At 71.2% G+C, this 17,488-nt stretch carries 15 protein-coding genes; 6 read left to right on the top strand and 9 right to left on the bottom strand.

Features of this window, described 5'->3' with window-relative positions; translation table 11 throughout:
• Positions 1-48: 48 nt before the first annotated feature.
• Both ACGFRF_RS24850 and ACGFRF_RS24845 read right to left on the bottom strand, forming a co-directional pair.
• Positions 49-2,841, bottom strand: a complete 2,793-nt coding sequence (locus ACGFRF_RS24850) for an AAA family ATPase (RefSeq protein ID WP_393743371.1) — start codon at positions 2,839-2,841, stop codon at positions 49-51.
• 356 nt (positions 2,842-3,197) lie between these two features.
• Entirely contained in the window at positions 3,198-4,712 is a 1,515-nt protein-coding gene (locus ACGFRF_RS24845) for a GMC family oxidoreductase (RefSeq protein WP_393743369.1), read from the bottom strand.
• Between the two features lie 400 nt (positions 4,713-5,112).
• Between ACGFRF_RS24845 and ACGFRF_RS24840 the strand changes: the two genes are divergently transcribed.
• Positions 5,113-6,507: an FAD-binding protein gene (locus tag ACGFRF_RS24840; protein ID WP_393743367.1), complete on the top strand. Its 1,395-nt coding sequence runs from the start codon at positions 5,113-5,115 to the stop codon at positions 6,505-6,507.
• Between the two features lie 138 nt (positions 6,508-6,645).
• Here the strand turns inward: ACGFRF_RS24840 and ACGFRF_RS24835 are convergent, their stop codons facing one another.
• Positions 6,646-7,596 carry a 2-dehydropantoate 2-reductase gene (locus ACGFRF_RS24835; RefSeq protein WP_393743365.1) on the bottom strand — a complete coding sequence of 317 codons (951 nt, stop codon included), beginning with the start codon at positions 7,594-7,596 and terminating at the stop codon, positions 6,646-6,648.
• A gap of 309 nt (positions 7,597-7,905) precedes the next feature.
• On the opposite strand from ACGFRF_RS24835, the gene ACGFRF_RS24830 reads away from it, so the two are divergent.
• From ACGFRF_RS24830 to ACGFRF_RS24820, 3 genes are all read left to right on the top strand, one after another.
• Positions 7,906-8,706, top strand: a complete 801-nt coding sequence (locus ACGFRF_RS24830) for a GNAT family N-acetyltransferase (RefSeq protein WP_393743363.1) — start codon at positions 7,906-7,908, stop codon at positions 8,704-8,706.
• Positions 8,707-8,759: 53 nt separating this feature from the next.
• Complete coding sequence (locus tag ACGFRF_RS24825; RefSeq protein WP_393743361.1) at positions 8,760-9,404, top strand: peptide deformylase; 645 nt, start codon at positions 8,760-8,762, stop codon at positions 9,402-9,404.
• A 172-nt stretch (positions 9,405-9,576) separates the two neighbouring features.
• Positions 9,577-10,470: a Bax inhibitor-1/YccA family protein gene (locus ACGFRF_RS24820; protein WP_393743359.1), complete on the top strand. Its 894-nt coding sequence runs from the start codon at positions 9,577-9,579 to the stop codon at positions 10,468-10,470.
• A gap of 52 nt (positions 10,471-10,522) precedes the next feature.
• On the opposite strand, the gene ACGFRF_RS24815 is transcribed toward ACGFRF_RS24820, so the two are convergent.
• Both ACGFRF_RS24815 and ACGFRF_RS24810 read right to left on the bottom strand, forming a co-directional pair.
• Positions 10,523-11,236, bottom strand: coding sequence for a hypothetical protein (locus ACGFRF_RS24815; RefSeq protein WP_393743357.1), 714 nt, complete (start codon positions 11,234-11,236; stop codon positions 10,523-10,525).
• Positions 11,233-11,823 carry a TetR/AcrR family transcriptional regulator gene (locus ACGFRF_RS24810; RefSeq protein WP_393743356.1) on the bottom strand — a complete coding sequence of 197 codons (591 nt, stop codon included), beginning with the start codon at positions 11,821-11,823 and terminating at the stop codon, positions 11,233-11,235. Before ACGFRF_RS24810 ends, ACGFRF_RS24815 begins: the two co-directional genes overlap by 4 nt.
• 286 nt (positions 11,824-12,109) lie before the next feature.
• Here ACGFRF_RS24810 and ACGFRF_RS24805 point away from each other — a divergent pair, with 286 nt between their 5' ends.
• Both ACGFRF_RS24805 and ACGFRF_RS24800 read left to right on the top strand, forming a co-directional pair.
• Positions 12,110-12,493: a hypothetical protein gene (locus ACGFRF_RS24805; protein ID WP_393743354.1), complete on the top strand. Its 384-nt coding sequence runs from the start codon at positions 12,110-12,112 to the stop codon at positions 12,491-12,493.
• Positions 12,494-12,860: 367 nt separating this feature from the next.
• On the top strand, positions 12,861-13,169 hold the full coding sequence (locus ACGFRF_RS24800) for a hypothetical protein (RefSeq protein WP_393743353.1): 309 nt from the start codon (positions 12,861-12,863) through the stop codon (positions 13,167-13,169).
• 26 nt (positions 13,170-13,195) lie between these two features.
• On the opposite strand, the gene ilvC is transcribed toward ACGFRF_RS24800, so the two are convergent.
• From ilvC to ACGFRF_RS24780, 4 genes are all read right to left on the bottom strand, one after another.
• Positions 13,196-14,194 carry a ketol-acid reductoisomerase gene (gene ilvC, locus ACGFRF_RS24795; protein WP_393743351.1) on the bottom strand — a complete coding sequence of 333 codons (999 nt, stop codon included), beginning with the start codon at positions 14,192-14,194 and terminating at the stop codon, positions 13,196-13,198.
• 156 nt (positions 14,195-14,350) lie between these two features.
• A complete protein-coding gene (locus ACGFRF_RS24790; RefSeq protein WP_393743349.1) occupies positions 14,351-15,208 on the bottom strand; it encodes an alpha/beta fold hydrolase in 858 nt (285 codons plus the stop codon).
• Between the two features lie 72 nt (positions 15,209-15,280).
• Positions 15,281-16,159, bottom strand: a complete 879-nt coding sequence (locus tag ACGFRF_RS24785; protein ID WP_393743347.1) for a helix-turn-helix domain-containing protein — start codon at positions 16,157-16,159, stop codon at positions 15,281-15,283.
• A 181-nt stretch (positions 16,160-16,340) separates the two neighbouring features.
• Complete coding sequence (locus tag ACGFRF_RS24780; protein WP_393743345.1) at positions 16,341-17,201, bottom strand: alpha/beta fold hydrolase; 861 nt, start codon at positions 17,199-17,201, stop codon at positions 16,341-16,343.
• Between the last annotated feature and the right edge of the window lie 287 nt (positions 17,202-17,488).

Here is a 17,488-nt window from a genome sequence, read left to right as displayed (position 1 = left end):
GTCAAATGACTGAGCGGACGGCCCATCGTCAGCTTTCGCCGACGCGCGTCACTCGTCCCGATCGAGGTCGAGGCCGGAGAGCGCGTCTCTCAGCGCGGCCCGCGAAGTGATGCCCAGTTTGGGATAGATCTGGTAGAGATGCGTGCCGATCGTGCGATGGGACAGGAACAACCGCTCGGCGATCTGCTTGTTGGTCAGTCCCGTCGCCGCGAGCGTGGCGATCTGCAGCTCCTGCGCGGTCAGCGCCACGGGCGCCTGCCTGGTGGCGGTCGGCGCGGACAGGCCGCTCGCGCGCAGCTCGGCCGCCGTGCGGGCCGCCCAGGGCTTGGCACCCAGGCGCTGGAAGACCTCCAGCGCCTGGGTCAGCTGTTCCCTGGCCTCCGCGGTGGCACGCAGGCGCCGGAGGCGTTCACCGTGGAAGAGACGCACCCGTGCGGCGTCGAAGGGCCAGCGTTCCGGTCCGGGCAGGGACAGCGCCCCCTCGAACAGGGCGACGGACTCCTCGCCGGCAGCGGTCAGCGCCTCGCAGGCCAGGACCAGCAGCTCCAGCCGGGGCGACAGCTCGGCCATCGCGGACGCGCGCATCGCCGCCGTGTGGGCTGCGGCCTCCTCCTCCCGGCCGGTCCGTACGGCCGCCTCGACCAGGTCCATCGTGCCCCACATGGCGATCGGCACGTAGGGGGCCACGGTCCCGGGCGGGCTGAGCGCGCAGGCGTGCTGGTAGGCGGTCTCGTAGTCGCCGGTGCCGAGGGCGGCCAGCGCTCGGGCGTGGCAGGCGAAGAACCGTGCGCCGTGGGCCCCGCGGGGCGTCGCCCACCGGACGATCTCCTCGGTCAGCGTCGCGGCGGTCTCCGCGTCGCCCTGCGCCGCGGCCACGACCGCGCGCACGTACTGGAAGTACCACGCGAAGAAGCGGTAGTCGTGGTTGGTGCACAGGGTGAGCCCCTCGGCGGCCAGTTGTGCGGCGTCGTCCCAGCGGCCCAGGTGGTAGTAGTCCAGGCCCAGGTGCATCAGCGCGCCCAGATGCCGGCGGACGGGCGCGGTGCCGGCGCGGCCCTGCTCGATCAGCCGGCGCGTCGCCCACCGGAAGTCCCCGAGCCGGTCGGGGAAGACCGAGGCGGTGCCGACACGCACCACGCGGGTGGCATCGTCCCCCACGGTGGCGATCAGCTCCGCCAGGCGGGGCAGAGCCGGGGGACCGGTGCGCGCCGGGTCGGCGAAGGTCTGGGAGATGACCCAGAGCAGCTCGGGCGGTTCGGGGGTCAGCCGGTCCATGAACGCGAACAGCGGGCGCCACAGCTCCGGGGCACCGCCGTACCAGCACAGCAGCACCAGGAGGTGCAGGGCTTCGACGAGACCGGCGTCCGAGGCGTCCCAGCCGTGGTCCCCGGACTCGATCGCCCCGATCAGCAGGCGGTACGCGGTGTCGATGTCGCCGTCCCTGTTGATCAGCAGGAACGCGGCCGCGGCCGCCGCGTGCAGCGATTGCTGCCCGGTGCCGGGATGGACCAGCCGGGCCCCGGCGAGCAGTCGTGAGGCGTCCTCCAGTTCCCCACTGGAGTCCACGCCGACGTAGGCCGCCTCGGCCAGCCGGCGGCTCTCGTCGGCCGCGGTGGGGCTCAGGCCGGCGGCCCGGGTCAGCGCCGTCACCGCGCCGAGGGCGTCCCCGCGCCGCAGCCGGCGGCGCGCGGCCTCCTCCAGCAGGGCCGCGACGGTCTCGTCCGGGCCCACGGCCGCCTCTCCCAGGTGCCAGGCGCGTCGCTCCAGCTGATCGCCCAGTACGCCGGCGAGCGCCTGATGGGCTCTCCTGCGTTCCGAGGCCGTCGCCAGCTCCACCACCGCGGAGCCGATCAGCGGGTGCCGGAAGGACAGCCGCCGGTTGTCCGCCGAGATCGTCACCAGCCGGTCGCGTTCGGCGGGGGCGAGGTCGTCGACGCCCGCCCGGCCGGCCGCGGCGGCCTCGATCGCGGCCAGGTCGCCGGTGCCGTCGAGGGCGGCGATCAGCAGAAGTTCCCGGCTGCGGTCGGGCAGCGCGGCCACGCGCGAGGCGAACATGGTCTGCAGACGCTCGGTCAGGGGCAGCACGCTGGGCACCGCCGCCAGGGTCGCGCGCTGCTCGGTGGAGAGCGCCACCGGCAGTTCCACCAGCGCCAGCGGGTTGCCGCGTGCCTCGGCGGCGATGCGGCGCCGTACGGCGGGGGCGACATCGGGGTGCGCCAGGGCGAGCAACTCGGCCGACGACGCGTCGTCCAGCGGCTTGAGCCGGTGCTCGGTCAGGCCGCTCGACTCGAAGAAGCTGTCGGATCCCTCACGAGAGGCCGCGAGGAAGCCGATACGGCTGCCGACGAGCCGCCGGGCCACGAAACCGAGGACGGCGTTGGTCGCCCGGTCCAGCCACGGCAGGTCGTCGACGACGATCAGCAGTGGCGTCTCGGTGGAGATCAGCCGCAACAGCAGCAGCACCGCGGTCGAGGTCAGGAGGCGGTCGGGAACCGGTCCGCTGCCGATGCCGACAGCGACCCGCAGGGCGTCGCGGTGCGGGTTGTCCAGGATGTCGAAGTCGTCGAAGAGGGGTACGAGGAGCTGGTTGAGACCCGCGTAGCTGATGTCCGCCTCGAACTGCACGCCGGCCGCGCGCAAGACCCGGACGCCGTTGTGCACGGCGCCCTTCGCCACCGCGTCGAGCACGGCGCTCTTGCCCACCCCGGCCTCGCCCGAGAGCAGCAGAGCCGCTCCCTGGACCTCGGAGTTGCTGAAGAAGGACTGGATGAACGAGAGGTCCGCGTCGCGTCCGACCAGCCGTGTCGAGGCCGGGCAGACGGTCGGATCCAGTTCATTCATCGGGCTGCCTCCAACGGCCGACGTATGGAAGCCCGGTGTTCTGTGCCGACCTGGCTGTGCCTGCACCCGGCTCCGTTCGGCCCATGCAATCACTGCAGTGTAAAGGACGTCCATAATCGGCCATTGCCTTTACGTTGCCGTTCGCCGGCTCGCCTCGCGGGCCGGCGCGGGGCCGCTCCCCGGCGGAGCTGTACTTATTACGGCGTAATAGCGGGAGCCCGTGAGGCTGTGGGTGGCGGGTGCCGGGTGACGCGCCGTGGCCGGAACGGGTGCGGGCCGTTCCGTGCGTCCACGATTCCGGTGCGTCGTGCCACGGTTCCGGTGCGCTGTGCCACGGTTCCGTGCGTCGCCACGGATCAGGAGCGGCGCAGCAGGTCGGCGGCGCGCTCGGCGATCGCGTAGACGGTGGCGTTGATGTTGCTGGAGGGGATGGAGGGGATGACGGAGGCGTCGGCGACCCGCAGGCCGTCCAGCCCGTGCACGCGCAGCGAGGAGTCGACGACGGCCACGTCGTCCTCGCCCATCATGCAGGTGCCCACGGGGTGGCAGTACGAGCTGAAGTACCGGCGCGCGTGGTCGGCGATGGACTCCTCGTCCACCGCGGCCAGCCCCGGACTGACCTCCTCGATCCCCCACGCGGCGAGCGCGGAGGACCAGGCGATCCTGCGGGCCGTCCTGATGCCCGACAGCACGGCCCGCACGTCCGCCTCCTCGGTGAAGTAGCGGGGGTCGATCGCCGGCGGTGCGTACGGATCGGCCGAGGTGATCCGCAGGGTGCCGCGACTCGCCGGCCGCATCGGCGAGATGCCGATGGTGAAGCCGTTGTGCACCGGGGTGACCGGGTTGGGCAGCGGGATGTCGATGAAGACGATCTGCACGTCGGGACCCTCGGCGTCGGGGGTGCTGCGCAGCAGTCCCAGGATCTCGCCGTGGTTGTTGCGTGCGGAGGGCACCTGTCGCTGGGCCCGGTAGACGAGGTTGGCCCGCGGGTGGTCGTGCAGGTTGTGCCCCACGCCGGGCAGCGCGTGGAAAACCTCGACCCCGGCCCGCCGCAGCTCGTTCTCCGCACCGACGCCGGACCGCTGGAGGATCAGCGCCGATCCGATGGTCCCCGCCGTCAGCACCACCTCTCCGGTCGCTCGCGCGGTGTGCGTGCGTCCCTGGGCGCCGTACTCCACTCCGACACAGCGGTGTTTGTCGAAGAGCAGCCGGTGTGCCGTGGCCTCGGTGATCACGTGGAGGTTGGGGCGGTTCAGTGCCGGGGTGAGGTAGGCGTCGGCGGCGCTCTGCCGGCGTCCGCCGACGATGTTGAGGTCGACGGGGGCGAAGCCCTCCTCCAGGCCACCGCTGATGTCGTAGGCGCGGCGGTGTCCGGTTTCCAGGGCGCCGTCGAGGCAGGCGAGCAGGACCTCGTTGGGCTGCTGGGCCGGTGCCACGGTGAGCGGGCCGGAGGTGCCGCGGCCGGGGGCCGCGCTGAGGGCGGTCTCGGTGCGCTGGAAGTAGGGGAGCAGGTCGTCGAAGGTCCAGCCCTTGGCGCCGTGCTCGCTCCAGCTGTCGTAGCCGGTGCGGTGGCCGCGGGCGAAGACCATGGCGTTGATGGCGGACGAACCGCCCAGGCCCCGGCCGCGCGGCAGCATCACGGGGGCACCGGAGGCCTGCTGGACCACGGTCGTGTCGCCCCAGCCCGCCTCCGAGGCGGCGAGCGAGGGCCAGGCCGGCGGATGGGCCACGGCGTCCGGAAGCCTGGCCGGCCCCGCCTCCAGCAACAGCACGCGGAGCTCCGGGTCCTGGGTCAGACGTGCGGCGAGCACGCAGCCGGCCGTTCCGCCGCCGACGATGACGACGTCATAGGCGGGTTTCTGTGAAGACATGGTGGGTCCGTTCTGGCTGAATCAGCGATCCGCGATTAACGTATCACTGATAGGCATGAATAACCCGTAAACACATGTATCGCCGAAACGGGGCGCGGACCCGGACGCTCGACGAAGGGAACCGGTCATACTTACCGAGCGGGACGGACGTTCCATAGGCGGCACACGTATTTCGCTGCCATGTCTCTTTCACATCGACGGACCATTTGGTTCCAGCCATGTGTACGTGCACCGCCCGATGTGAACGCGGGAGCACATCCGGCTCGTTCAGATGGTGACAGGGTCCGTTGCCCGCTGCCTGCTGCCCGTCCTGTGCGTGTCGCACGAAGGACGCGGCGTCGCGGGGACGTGCCGCATGTGCGAGTGAGGTTGTGATCAGGTGAGTGCGGAAAAGTCCGGTGTGACGAGTGTGGACCTTCGGCCCGAGGACATGGCGGCTCTGCGGCGCTCCGTCCAAGGTCCGGTGCTGGAGCCGGGAGCGGACGGGTACGACGCGGAGTGCGCCACGTTCAACCTGTTCTGCGGCCTTCGCCCGGCTGTGGTGGTCGGCGCCACCGACGAGCAGGACGTCCGTACGGCGGTCCGGTTCGCCGCGCGGCACGGGCTGCCGGTCGCGGTGAAGACCTCGGCCCATCAGATGGTCTCGCCGGCCGAGGGCGGGCTGCTGATCACGACGCAGCGGATGCAGGGCGTCTTCGTCGACGCGCAGGCGCAGACCGTGCGGGTCGAGGCGGGTGTGCGGTGGAGTGACGTTCTGCCGCACACCGCCAAGTTCGGCCTGGCCCCGATCGTGGGCTCGGCCCCGGACGTCGGCGTCGTCGGCTACACGCTGGGCGGCGGCCAGAGCCCGCTGCTGGGACGGTCGCTGGGGTACGCCGCCGACCATGTGCGGTCGCTGACCATGGTCACGGCGGACGGAGAACTGCGCCGGGTGACCCCGCAGAGCGAACCCGAGCTGTTCTGGGCGGTGCTCGGCGGCAAGGGCAACTTCGGCGTGGTGACCGAGATGGAGTTCCAGGCGTTCCCGGTCTCGCGCTTCTACGGCGGCGGCATCTACTTCGCGGGTGAGCACCTGGCCCAGGTGCTGGAGGCCTGGCAGGCCTGGCTGCCGGGCGTCGGGGAGGACATGACCTCCTCCATAGGTGTCCAGCGGCTGCCCGATGTCCCGGTGCTGCCCGAGCCGTTGCGCGGCGCCTTCGTGGTGCACCTGCGCCTCGGCTACCTCGGGTCGGCGGCCGACGGCGCCGAACTGATCGCTCCGCTGCGGGCGTGCGCGCCGGCGCTGCTCGACCTGGTGGAGGAGAAGCCCTTCACCGCGATCGGGGAGATCCACATGGACCCCGTGGACCCCATGCCGTACTTCGATCGCAGCGTCTGCCTGGAGGAGTTCTCCGAGAAGACGGCGCAGGCCTTCGTGGAACTGACGGGCCCGCAGTCGGGATGCACCCTCGCGAACGTCGAGATCCGGGCGCTCGGCGGGGCGTTCGACCGTGAACCGGCGGTGCCCAACGCGGTGTCGAGCCGCGGTCTCCCGTACGTCGTCTTCGCGTTCGCGGTGGGCGCCCCGGACCAGGCGGACACGCTGCGGGCCGATTTGGCGCGGGTGGTGGACGGGCTCGCGCCCTGGGCGGCGCAGCGGAACATGGTGAACTTCCTGTCACCGGACGAGGCGACCGACACCGACGGGATGCGCGCGGTGTACGGTGCGGAACGGTTCGACCGGCTCGCCGCGGTGAAGAAGCGCTACGACCCGGCCAACGTCTTCCGGTTCAACCACAACATCACACCCGCCTGATCCGGCGGGCCCGAAAGACGCGCGCCCGTCGCCGAGCGCTCCGGTGAGCGAACCGGAGGCCGGTGACGGGGGGTGTTCACCCGGCCGCGTGTGCTCAGGCCGCCAGGTGCGTGCGCTCAGGCGGCCAGGTGCGTGCGCTCAGGCGGCGAGGTGCGTGTCCCTGGAATCCCCGGGCCCGGTCACCGCGTCCAGCGGGGCGAGCGCACGCAGCAGCGCCGTCACGGCCCGGTTCAGCGGCACGTCGATCCCGTGGGCCTCCGCATGCCGGACCACCGCCCCGTTGAGCGCCTCCCATTCCAGCGCGTTGCCCGCGAGCCGGTCGTACAGCATCGACGTACCGTTTCCCTCGCTGAACTCGCTCATGAACGCCAGCGTCTCTCGCACGTCGGCCTCGGTGAGGTGGGCCCCGACCGCCTCGGCCACCGCCTGCGTCTCGCGCATCAGGCCCTCGGCCAGTTCGAGGATCATGCTGTCCCCCAGCACTTCCATGCGGCGCAGGGTGAGCGCTGTGAGCGGGTTCACCGCGGCGTTGAGCATCAGCTTGCGCCACGCGGCCGTCAGCAGGTCCTGCCGCGGCCGGATCTCCATCCCGCTGCCCCGGAACAGCCGGATCAGCCGTTCGGTCCCGGGCCCGGCCGGGACGTCGAGACCGTTGCCGTAACCGTGCCGGATGCGCCCCGGAGCCTGCCGCTCGGCCTGGATGTACACCAGCGACGGCAGCACGGTCGACTGCGGGACCAGAGCGTGTACGGCCCCGGTCTGGTCGACGCCGTTCTGGAGGACCACGACGGTGGTGTCCTGGTCACACAGAGAGGCGAGCCAGCGGGCCGTGCCGGTGGTGTCGAACGACTTCACCGCGAGCAGGACCCAGTCCACCGGTTTCACCTCCTCGGGGTCGGTGACCACCCGCACGGACATGTGTTCCTCGCCGTCCGGGGTCTCCAGCACCAGCTCGTCGAACGGGGTCCGCACACACAGCGCCACATCGTGTCCGGCCCGGTGCAGCGCCGCCGCGAACACGCCACCGACCGCTCCCGCGCCGATCACCGCCACGGACTGCCGGGCGTTGCTCTCATCTGCCACTGTCATGGTTCTCTCCTCCTATCGCAGTATCAATACGCATTGATCACCCTTCTCAGTTCATACATGTGAGTATCCCCGATGTAGGTTTTCAGATGTCTTTGATTCGGGTTTGCCTCGTGGAGTGAACCGGCGGCGGCCCCGCATCCGTGTGGAGGACGGCAGGTCCCCGCCGCCGGTCGGGGCGGGGGGGACGGCGCCGGGCTTCCGTCCGGTGACGCGGTGGGGGCGGGACCGAACGGAAGCCCGGGACTGTCCGGTGAGAACCATGGGGACGGGGTAGGACGTACGCACACACGACGAGGTGAGGGGGTTGCGGTGAGGGATCTCGCGGCTGCGGTCGAATCGGTGGAACAGCTCTCCACGGTCTGGCGCGCCATGGTGCTCGACCGGGACGCGGAAGCGGATGTACGGGACCTGCCGGGTCTCGCCGTCCGCTGGGCCGACTGCCGGTTCGCCTTCTGGAACGCGATCACCCTGAACGAGGTCGGGGCGGACGCGGCACTCCTGGACAAGCGCCTGGGCCAGGCGGCGGACATCATGCGGTCGAAACAGCGGCCGGGCTTCCTGTGGCTCTTCGAGGACCTGCTCGCGGACGACGCGCGCGCGGCGCTGGAGGAGGCGGCGCAACGCGCCGGCCTGGCCCACGCCTTCCCCGGCACCGGCATGGCCGGCGACCTGCTGCCCATCCCCGAGCCCCACCACCCGGACCTCACCTTCCAGCGGGTGACCACCGACGAACAGCTGCGGGCCTACGCGGACATCAACTCGCGTGCCTACGGCTTCGATCTGGAGGACGGCCGCGACGGGCTGGCGGGCTCCACCCTGTGGAAGCGGGAGGTGTACGCCTACCTGGCGCTGCGGGACGGCGTCCCGGTCGCGTGCGCCGCGACCGTCGAGGCGCAGGGCCGCCTGTTCGTGGTGCTCGTCGCCACGGAACCGGACCGGCAACGCCGGGGGTACGGCGAGGCGGTGACCCGCAAGGCACTGTACGAGGGTGCGCGCGCCACCGGGCTGACCCGGGCCACCCTGCACGCGACCGTCGCCGGGGCACCGGTGTACCCGAGGATCGGTTTCGAGCCGAACTCCCCGATGCGCTTCTACGCGCTGGCAGACTGATTTGAGACACATGTGGTTCACACCTGCCCCGGAGTGACTGGCAAGCTGATCCCATGACTGCTACCACCACACACATGTCACTGCCCGAGCGCGTCGAGGAACTGCTGGCGGCCGGCGGCCCGTTGCCCATCGTCGCCGCCGGTGATCCCGTACTGCGCGGCGTCGCCGAGCCGTACGACGGCCAGCTCGACGACGCGCTGCTCGAGCGTTTCGTGGCCGCGCTGCGCGAGACGATGCACGCGGCCCCGGGCGTGGGACTGGCCGCGCCGCAGGTGGGGATCCCGCTGAGCATCGCGGTGGTGGAGGACCGGGCACGCGGGCCGCAGGAGGTGTTCGAGGTGCGGGGACGCACCCCCCTGCCCTTCCGGGTGCTGGTCAACCCCTCCTACGAGCCCGAGGGCGAGGCCAGGGCCGCGTTCTTCGAGGGGTGCCTGAGCGTGCCGGGCTGGCAGGCGGTGGTCGCCCGCCACGCCCGGGTGCGGCTGCGCGGGCAGGACGAGCGCGGTCACGCGATCGACGAGGTGTTCACCGGCTGGCCGGCGCGCATCGTGCAGCACGAGACCGACCACCTGGGCGGCACGCTCTACCTGGACGTGGCCGAGTCGCGGTCGCTGTCCACCAACGAGGCCGTCGCGCGGTACTGGTCGCAGCCCACCCCCGAGGCGGCCGCGCACACGCTGGGATTCGAGATGCCGTGACTGCCGGTCGCGGGCCGGGCAACCCTCCCTTTCCACCGTCAAGTGACTGATGCGCACGGTTTGTCCCCTGCGACAGGCTGAAGCCGGCCGACACTCCGGCGAGCCCGTCGGCACCCCGGGATCACACACGACCGCGGGAGCGGTACGTCCGACACGGAGAAGAGGACCTGGCGTGACACCGGTCGAGCAACAGCTTTCGCTGACGAGCAGCAATCCGATACTCTCCCGGCCGCAGTTCGAACGGCGGGGCGGACAGAAGACGGCGGTCAGGGACCCGCGGGCCGGGATCGCCCTCGCACGGGACCGGATCGGGGCGGGCAACGACTGGGATCAGGCTCACGCCGACGAGGCCGCTCCGCTGCCCGTCCTCGTCGGCGACCTGATGACGATGGACGGCGTCCTGCCCCGTGCGGCGGCGGCGCTGGCGGTCACGGCCCTCACGGCCGTGCTGTCGTGGACCCTGCTGCCGCTCGCCGCGCTCGGTACGGCCACGTCGTACGGCGTCGCCGCCGGCGCCGGACTGCTCGCCGCGGCGCTGGTGGTGATCCAGCGCCGCAGGAACCTGCCGTCCGCGTCCCTGACCCTGACGTTCGCGGCGTTCCAGGGCGTCTTCCTCGGCGAGTTCTCGATGACCGCCTCCAGCCACCTGTCACAGGGTGTCCTCGTGCAGATGGTGCTCGGGACGATGGCGGCCTCCGCCGCAGCCCTCCTCGCCCGCGCACTGCACTGGATGCGGGTGAACCGCCGGTCCTACGGTGTCGCCGGCGCCGCGCTGCTCGGACTGGGCCTCCTCGGCCTGGCGGACTGGATCCTCTTCCCCCTCATGGGTGCGGACGGCCTGGGCCTGCGTCCCCTCGGCCTCGGCATCGTCATGGGAGTCGTGGGCGTCGCCCTCGGGATGTCCTTCCTGCCCCTGCACTTCCGGAAGGTCGAGGACGGCATCACGTACGGCACGTCCCATGACCAGTCCTGGCCGGCCGCCTTCGGGCTCACCCTGACCCTGGTGTGGCTGTACGTGGAGACCGTGCGGCTGCTCACCCTCTTCCCGGCCGAGGAACTGTACTGACCGCGTGGTGGACGGCGTCGGGCACCTTTGCGGCCCACCCGGCGGCCGGCGGTCACACGGTCTTGATCACAACCGTGGCCAGCAGCCCGACGCTGTACGCGATGCCGTAGTAGCGAAGGACCGGCTGCCGGGGCGAGAGCCACAGCAGGACCAGCGCGAACACCGCTGTCACGCCGACCACGAACGGATCGAACCCGGCCTTCTCGAAGGCCAGGTTGGCGGTGATGCCCGCGCCGATGAACAGCGCGTTCACGGTGATCAGGACGTTGTCCCAGGGACGCGGCGCACGATCGGTCGGGAAGAGGAACTGGGCCAGCATGACCGTGGTGTTCAGCAACGTGAACCCGGCGAGGAAGACGGCGTCGGAGAACACGTCGTCGTTGAAGGCGACGACACGGCAGATCGAGGGCAGGCTCTCGGAACAGAACCGCCCGTGCAGGTAGTTGGTGACCTCGTGGTCGCCGAAGCTCAGGGCGTACAGATACGCGCCGGCCGTGAACAGGGCACCGAGGGCGAGCAGGCCCCCGCTTCGCCGCGGCCGCCCGTCGCGCACCAGGTGAGCGGCGACCAGGTAGTACAGCAGGACGGTGCACAGGCCGAGCACCATGTTGTCGATCTCGACCCAGCGCAGGAACTGGTTGTCCGCGACGAACGCGAGTGTGCCGCGGGCCTTCCTGTTGACGGAAATGAGCACGACGACCAGCGAGTCGAGGGTGAGCAGCAGATGCAGCCTGCCGTGCGCGAGACGACGCCCGGGGAGGTTCACGCCCTGTGCCGTGTCTCGCCGGGGTCCCTGGCGTCCTGCACGGCGGACGAAGGACACAGCCCCTGTATGAGCACGCCGAACAGCCGTACGGCCCGCGTGCTGTCCTCGTCCTGCGGGCCGACGTGCCACATGGGACCCAGCAGCACGAGCACGTCGTCGGCCGTCGTTCCGGGCAGGATGGTTCCGGCGGCCTCGTTGGCGCGCACCAGCGCCGTCAGGGCCTCGAGCAGAGGCCGGTACGGCTCACGGCACTGCTCGGTCATCGCGGCGGTGGCTCCCCTCATCGCCTCCGCGAACTCCGGTGTGCTCCGCCCGAGACTCAGCAGGCGTTCCAGCCACACCCGCAGCGCGTGCGGCGGGCTCAGGGTCGTCAGGAGCGCGGGCACGGCGGCGACCAGCTCGTCCACCTCCGCTCCGTACACCTGCAGCATCAGGGACTCGCGGGTCGGGAAGTGGCGATAGAGCGTCCCCTGGCCCACCCCCGCTCTGCGCGCGATGGACTTCAAGGAAGTGTCGCCCGGGGCGGCGAGCGCCTCCGTCGCCGCCTCGAGGATGCGCAGCCGGTTGTCGCGTGCGTCCGCTCTCATCGATGCTCCGGTCTCTCTCCGTGGTGATGCCGTCGGGCGGGCTCTGGCAACGCCCGCTGGGCAGCGTGATGACGTGCCGCACACATGGCTGGGGTTTCGCGACACTCCGAGCGGGGAGAACCTGGCACTCGTCGAGCCGGTGCCGCGAACACCTGCGAGACACGTATCCTGATGAAAATCTACACTCCGCCGCCGCCGTCGCGCCGCGCAGACCCGCGCGGGCGCGTCGCCCGGCGAGCGGGACGGACACACATCACCCGCACCGAGCAGAAGGCCATCGATACCCATGTCCCATGACGCAGTCGCTCCTGTCGCCGTCCTGCGGCACACGTCGGCGGTGGAGCGGCTCGACGAGCTGACCGCCGCCCTCGCCGAGGACCTCGACGAGGGCAGGTGGGCCCCGGGGGCGCTGGAACGCACCCTGGCGTCCCGCCTGCTCGTGGCCTGCGCCGGGGACGGGCAGTTCACCCCGGCCCGTCTGCGCGAGACCCTCTGGGAGGGCAGCGTCGCCCTGGCGTACGCCGGCGGCGGCCGGCTGGCCCGGCTCCTCGCCCAGTTGTGCGCGGTGATCGCACACCCGTCGCCGGACGCCGAACCCGCGCTGTCCGCCGGCGCCCGCCTGCTGGAGCGGGTGGCACAGGACGTACCCGCGGACGGTGACCGGCTCTGACGGCGCCGGCGACGAGACTCCCCCTGGCCGGGGCGGCCGATACCCAGGCGCCGAGAGCGCTCGAACCGGTCGCACCGGCCGTCGCGGCCGGCGTGCGCCCTGTCCCGGGGCAGTCAGATGACGGATGTGTACGGCACTCGGCCTCCGGAAGACTGAACGCCACGAAGCGCACATCGGGCCCGAAGGGGGAGATCACATGACGAGGTACCACAGGTGCGGCCGACCCTGCTGTGATCGTTCGCCGGTCAGGCCGTCGTCGTCCGGGCGGCGGTCGAGGAGCGCCCGCGCGGGCGGCCCCGTTCTCACCCTGGTGCGGGGCTCGGAGACCCGTCGAACCGTCGAACTGTCCACGCTGACGCGCGAGCCCATGCCGGCCGACGTCCGGGGCGCGATCGTGACGCCGGTGGACGGCAGGCTCATGGCCACGTGGATGCCGCTGAGCGGACCGTCCCGCGTCCCGCAGGGCCGCGTCCTGCTGTCCTGGACGCCCGCGGGCGAGGACCGGACGGACGTCACGGCCCAGCTGGGCCTCGCGGGGGCCCAGGTTCTGCTCGCGGTCTGGCCGGGCCTGCGCGGTGAGTGGTCGAACATCGTCCGTCCCACCGTCGCCGAGGTGACGGAGCTGCACGCCGCGCTCCGCCTCGCGACCGTGCTCCTGGACCGTCTGGCCGACTGACGGGCGGAGGGGCGTGCGGGGGAGGCCTACGCCTCCTCGTTCACCCAGCTCATGAGCTTGCGCAGCTGCTTGCCGGTGGTCTCCAGCAGGTGCTCGGAGTCCTGCTGCTTGTACTCGTCGTACCTCTTCAGGCCGCCGTGGTACTCGTCCATCCAGTTCCTGGCGAAGGAGCCGTCCTGGATCTCGGCGAGGATCTGCTTCATCTCGGCCTTGGTGGCGTCGGTGACGATGCGCGGGCCGGTGACGTAGTCGCCCCACTCGGCGGTCTCCGAGATGGACCAGCGCATCTTCTCCAGGCCGCCCTCGTACATGAGGTCCACGATCAGCTTCAGCTCGTGCAGGCACTCGAAGTAGGCGATCTCCGGCTGGTAACCGGCCTCGGTCAGCGTCTCGAAACCGGCCTTCACCAGCGCGGTCGTGCCACCGCACAGCACCGCCTGCTCGCCGAACAGGTCCGTCTCGGTCTCCTCGGTGAACGTCGTCCTGATGACGCCGGCGCGGGTGCCGCCGATCGCCTTGGCGTACGACAGCGCCAGCGCCAGGGCACCACCTGAGGGGTCCTGCTCGACGGCGACGAGACAGGGCACGCCACGTCCCTCCTCGTACTGACGGCGCACCAGGTGGCCCGGGCCCTTCGGCGCGACCATGCACACGTCGACGCCGGCCGGGGGCTTGATGAAGCCGTAGCGGATGTTCAGGCCGTGGCCGAAGAACAGTGCGTCGCCGTCCTTCAGGTTGGGGGCGATGTGCTCCTCGTACACCTGGCCCTGGATCGGGTCCGGGACGAGGATCATGATGACGTCGGCCTCGGCGGCGGCCTCGGCCGGGCTCACCACGCGCAGACCCTGCTCCTCGGCCTTGGCCTTGGACTTCGAGCCCTCGTGCAGACCGACACGGACATCGACACCGGAGTCACGCAGCGACAGCGCGTGGGCGTGGCCCTGGCTGCCGTAGCCGATGACCGCGACCTTGCGGCCCTGGATGATGGACAGGTCGGCGTCAGCGTCGTAGAACAGCTCGGCCATGGGGGAAATCTCCTCGTCGGAAGCGACATTGGTACGGACCGCGGGTGGGACCCGAGTCGAAGGCAACGTTGTCATACACACCACGGCTAAACACGTATGTCTCAGTCGTCGGGACGGTTCTCACACGTCTCACACAAATGTGACCGGCTCCGGCGTTCAGGACGGGCGGCGCTGACACAGGATGGTCCGCACGAGGGGTACGCCGCGGACGGCCGGCCGTACGACGGCGGCGGTGGGGGAGACTTCGCGGTGGTGCCGGCGGATGTCACGGAGGAAGCCGGTGAGGATCTCCAGCGTCCGTCCCGGCTCCTCGATGGTCGCCGCGTGCCCGCCCTTGACCGCGGCCAGTCGCGCGCCGGGTATGCCTTCCACCAGTTCCAGCGAGTGCTCCGGGGCCACCAGCCGGTCACCGGGGCTCGCCACCACCAGGGCGGGGGCGGCGACCGCGGGAAGGTCGCCGCGGACGTCGATGCTCAGGGCGAGGGCGATCTGCTGGGCGGTGCCGGGAGCGGACGCGGCGAATGCGGCGGTCAGCTGCCGGGCCCTGTCCGTGGTGAGGAGGGCCAGATACTCCTCGGAGAAGAACAGCGAGGTCAGCAGGGCGTTCAGCTGCTCGTCGTGACGGGCGTGCAACGCCGCCCACATCTCCAGACCGAGCCACAGCCTGGTGCGGGGGCGGGCGAAGCCGGCGAGGGTGAACAGTCCACGGATCCGGTCCGGATGGCGGGCGGCGACCTTGACGGCCACGGTCGCGCCGAGCGAGGTCCCCGCGATCACGAAGTCGCTCAGTCCTGCCGTCAACGCTGTGGCCACGACCTGGTCGGCCACGGCGTTCGCCCCCAGCTGACCACCTGGCAGGGGGCTGCGTCCCGATCCCGGGAGGTCGGGAAGCACGACGGTGTGCGTGGCCGCGAGGCTGTCGACCAGTGTTCCCCAGGTCTCGGCCGCGGTGCTTCCGATGCCGTGCAGGAGTACCAGACCGGGCCCGCTGCCCCGGATGTCGTACGCGAGCATGTGTCCCCCTTCTCACCCTTCCGCTACGAGCACGAGAGGGGACGGCACGCGGGTTCACCCGGGACAGCACACCTAGGGAGTTCTGCCCCGCGCCGGGTTCGGCTCCGTCCGCGCTGTGGTCCAGGAGGTGAGGATGCGCAGGGCGTCGTGGGAGGGGCTGCCGGGTTCGGCGGTCAGCACGATCAGGCGTTGTCCTGAGTCATCGGGGCTGGCCCAGGTGTCGCAGTCGAGGGTGAGGTCGCCGACCAGGGGGTGGTGGTAGTGCTTGGTGCCGTAGCTCGCGCTGTTGACGCGGTGTTCGGCCCACCAGGTGCGGAAGTCCGTGTCCTGGACGGACAGTTCGCCGACGAGGCGGGCGAGTTCGGGGTCGTCGGGGTCGGCGGCGGCCTCCATGCGCAGGGCGGCCACCGCGTCGCGGGCGTCGTGGTTCCAGTCCTGGTGCAGGGCCCGGACGGCGGGGTCGGTGAACAGCAGGTGGATGTAGTTGCGGCGGGCCGGCGGGAGTGCGGCGAAGTCGGTGTAGAGGGCCACGGCGGCCGGGTTCCAGGCCAGGATGTCGAGGCGTTTGCCGAGGACGAGTGCGGGGGTGTGGGTGAGCTGGTCGAGCAGGCGGCGCATGGGCGGTCGTACGGGTTGGGCGGGTCTACGGCGGCGTGGGCGGTCGTCGTTGCGGCCGGCGAGTTCGTAGAGGTACCTCTGCTGGTCGTCGTCGAGGCGCAGGGCGCGGACCAGGGTGGCGAGCACGGGGGCGGAGGCCCGGACGCGGCCCTGTTCGAGGCGGGTGTAGTAGTCCACGCTGATCGCGGCGAGCTGGGCGACCTCCTCGCGGCGCAGCCCGGCGACCCTGCGGGCGGAGTCCGTCTCGGGCAGCCCGCACTCCTGCGGCGTCAGCTGCGCCCGACGGGCCCTGAGAAAGTTCCCCAGCCGACGGGAGTCGGAATGTGGGTCCATGTCATCCATTCTCACGGAGTGGGTCGAACTCGATGACGCCGCGGATGGTCTGTCCGCCGCACCAGGTCCGGGTGTGTCTCGTCCCCCGCGTCACGCCCCACTGTGCAGCCGCGCCCAGCACCGCCTTTCCTGGCGGTACTGGGCTGCGGGAATCTGTTCGGGCGGTCCGGTGCCGCGGGGGTCAGCGGACGGTGGCGCGGGCGGCCCGCTCGATGACGTCCGCGACGAGGTGCGGGTGGGAGACGGCGACGGAGTGGGAGGCGGCCACCTCGGTGGTGTGGGCGTGGGCGCGCTTGGCCATGAAGCGCTGGACGGCGGCCGGGATGTTGAGGTCCTGGGTGGTGATGATGTCCCAGCTGGGCTTCGTCTTCCAGGCGGCGGTGGTGGCCTTCTCCTCCAGGGCGGCCTGCGCGATCGGGCGCTGTTCGGCGGCCATCAGGGCGGCCTTGCCGGTGGGGACGTCGGCGGCGAACTGGTGACGGAACTTGTCCTGCTGGATGTACAGGTCGGTGGCGGTGGTGCCGTCGGCCTGCTTGTAGGTGACGGGGTCGAGGGCGTCGGGGAGGGTGGAGCCCGGGTACTTGTTGGTCAGTTCCAGGGCGCTCTCCCCGGGGGCCGGGAGGAAGGCGGCCACGTAGACGAGGGCCTTGACCTCGGGGTCGTCGGTTGCGGCCTCGCTGATGACGTTGCCGCCGTAGGAGTGGCCGACGACGATCTTGGGGCCCTTGATGTGGTCGAGGACCGTGCGCAGGGCCGCGGCGTCGGAGGCGGGGCCGCGCAGCGGGTTGGCGGCGGCGACGACGGGGTAGCCGTCGGCACGCAGGTCGGTGATGACGCCGTTCCAGCTGGAGCCGTCGGCGAAGGCGCCGTGTTCCAGGACGATGGTCGGCTTGACGTGTCGGCCGGCTGTGACTGCCTCGGTGCTCCTGGTCGCGCCGTCGGCGGTGCCGCTCAGGGCGAACGCGCCGAGCGCGAGACCCGCCGTGAGCGTCGAGACCACCGTCGTCATCGCTCGCTTGCGTCCACCCTTGATGCTCACCACGACTGACCCCTCTCGGTGTTTCGGTAATGGGCGGCCCGGCCTCGCCGGTTGCGTCACCGCCCTGACTGGTGATGAATCTTTCATGCTCCGCGTCACCTGTCAAGCCGGTGACGACGTTGCGTCCTGCTCGAATCGGCGCTGCCGGGCACGGGTGTCCTGAATGCCGAAGCGGCCGGGCAGGGCGACGCCCTGCCCGGCCGCATACCCGTGGCCAGACGCACATGTGTCACTGGCCAGAGTGGTTCGGCAGCGGTGACCGGTGCACCGGCCGGCCCCGCGACAGTGCC

It is taken from the genome of Streptomyces sp. NPDC048521 (assembly GCF_043199855.1).
Taxonomy (GTDB): domain Bacteria; phylum Actinomycetota; class Actinomycetes; order Streptomycetales; family Streptomycetaceae; genus Streptomyces.
Note: the sequence above shows the minus strand (reverse complement) of the source record. Positions and strands in the feature narration are given on the sequence as shown.

Bases quoted from the DNA above. Each gene is read 5' to 3' on its own strand.
- ACGFRF_RS24800 (WP_393743353.1), top strand. From the start codon at position 12,861: ATGCCGGCCGACGTCCGGGGCGCGATCGTGACGCCGGTGGACGGCAGG.
- ACGFRF_RS24810 (WP_393743356.1), bottom strand. From the start codon at position 11,823: ATGAGAGCGGACGCACGCGACAACCGGCTGCGCATCCTCGAGGCGGCG.
- ACGFRF_RS24805 (WP_393743354.1), top strand. From the start codon at position 12,110: ATGTCCCATGACGCAGTCGCTCCTGTCGCCGTCCTGCGGCACACGTCG.
- ACGFRF_RS24850 (WP_393743371.1), bottom strand. From the start codon at position 2,841: ATGAATGAACTGGATCCGACCGTCTGCCCGGCCTCGACACGGCTGGTC.
- ACGFRF_RS24825 (WP_393743361.1), top strand. From the start codon at position 8,760: ATGACTGCTACCACCACACACATGTCACTGCCCGAGCGCGTCGAGGAA.
- ACGFRF_RS24785 (WP_393743347.1), bottom strand. From the start codon at position 16,159: ATGGACCCACATTCCGACTCCCGTCGGCTGGGGAACTTTCTCAGGGCC.
- ACGFRF_RS24835 (WP_393743365.1), bottom strand. From the start codon at position 7,596: ATGACAGTGGCAGATGAGAGCAACGCCCGGCAGTCCGTGGCGGTGATC.
- ACGFRF_RS24845 (WP_393743369.1), bottom strand. From the start codon at position 4,712: ATGTCTTCACAGAAACCCGCCTATGACGTCGTCATCGTCGGCGGCGGA.
- ilvC (WP_393743351.1), bottom strand. From the start codon at position 14,194: ATGGCCGAGCTGTTCTACGACGCTGACGCCGACCTGTCCATCATCCAG.
- ACGFRF_RS24790 (WP_393743349.1), bottom strand. From the start codon at position 15,208: ATGCTCGCGTACGACATCCGGGGCAGCGGGCCCGGTCTGGTACTCCTG.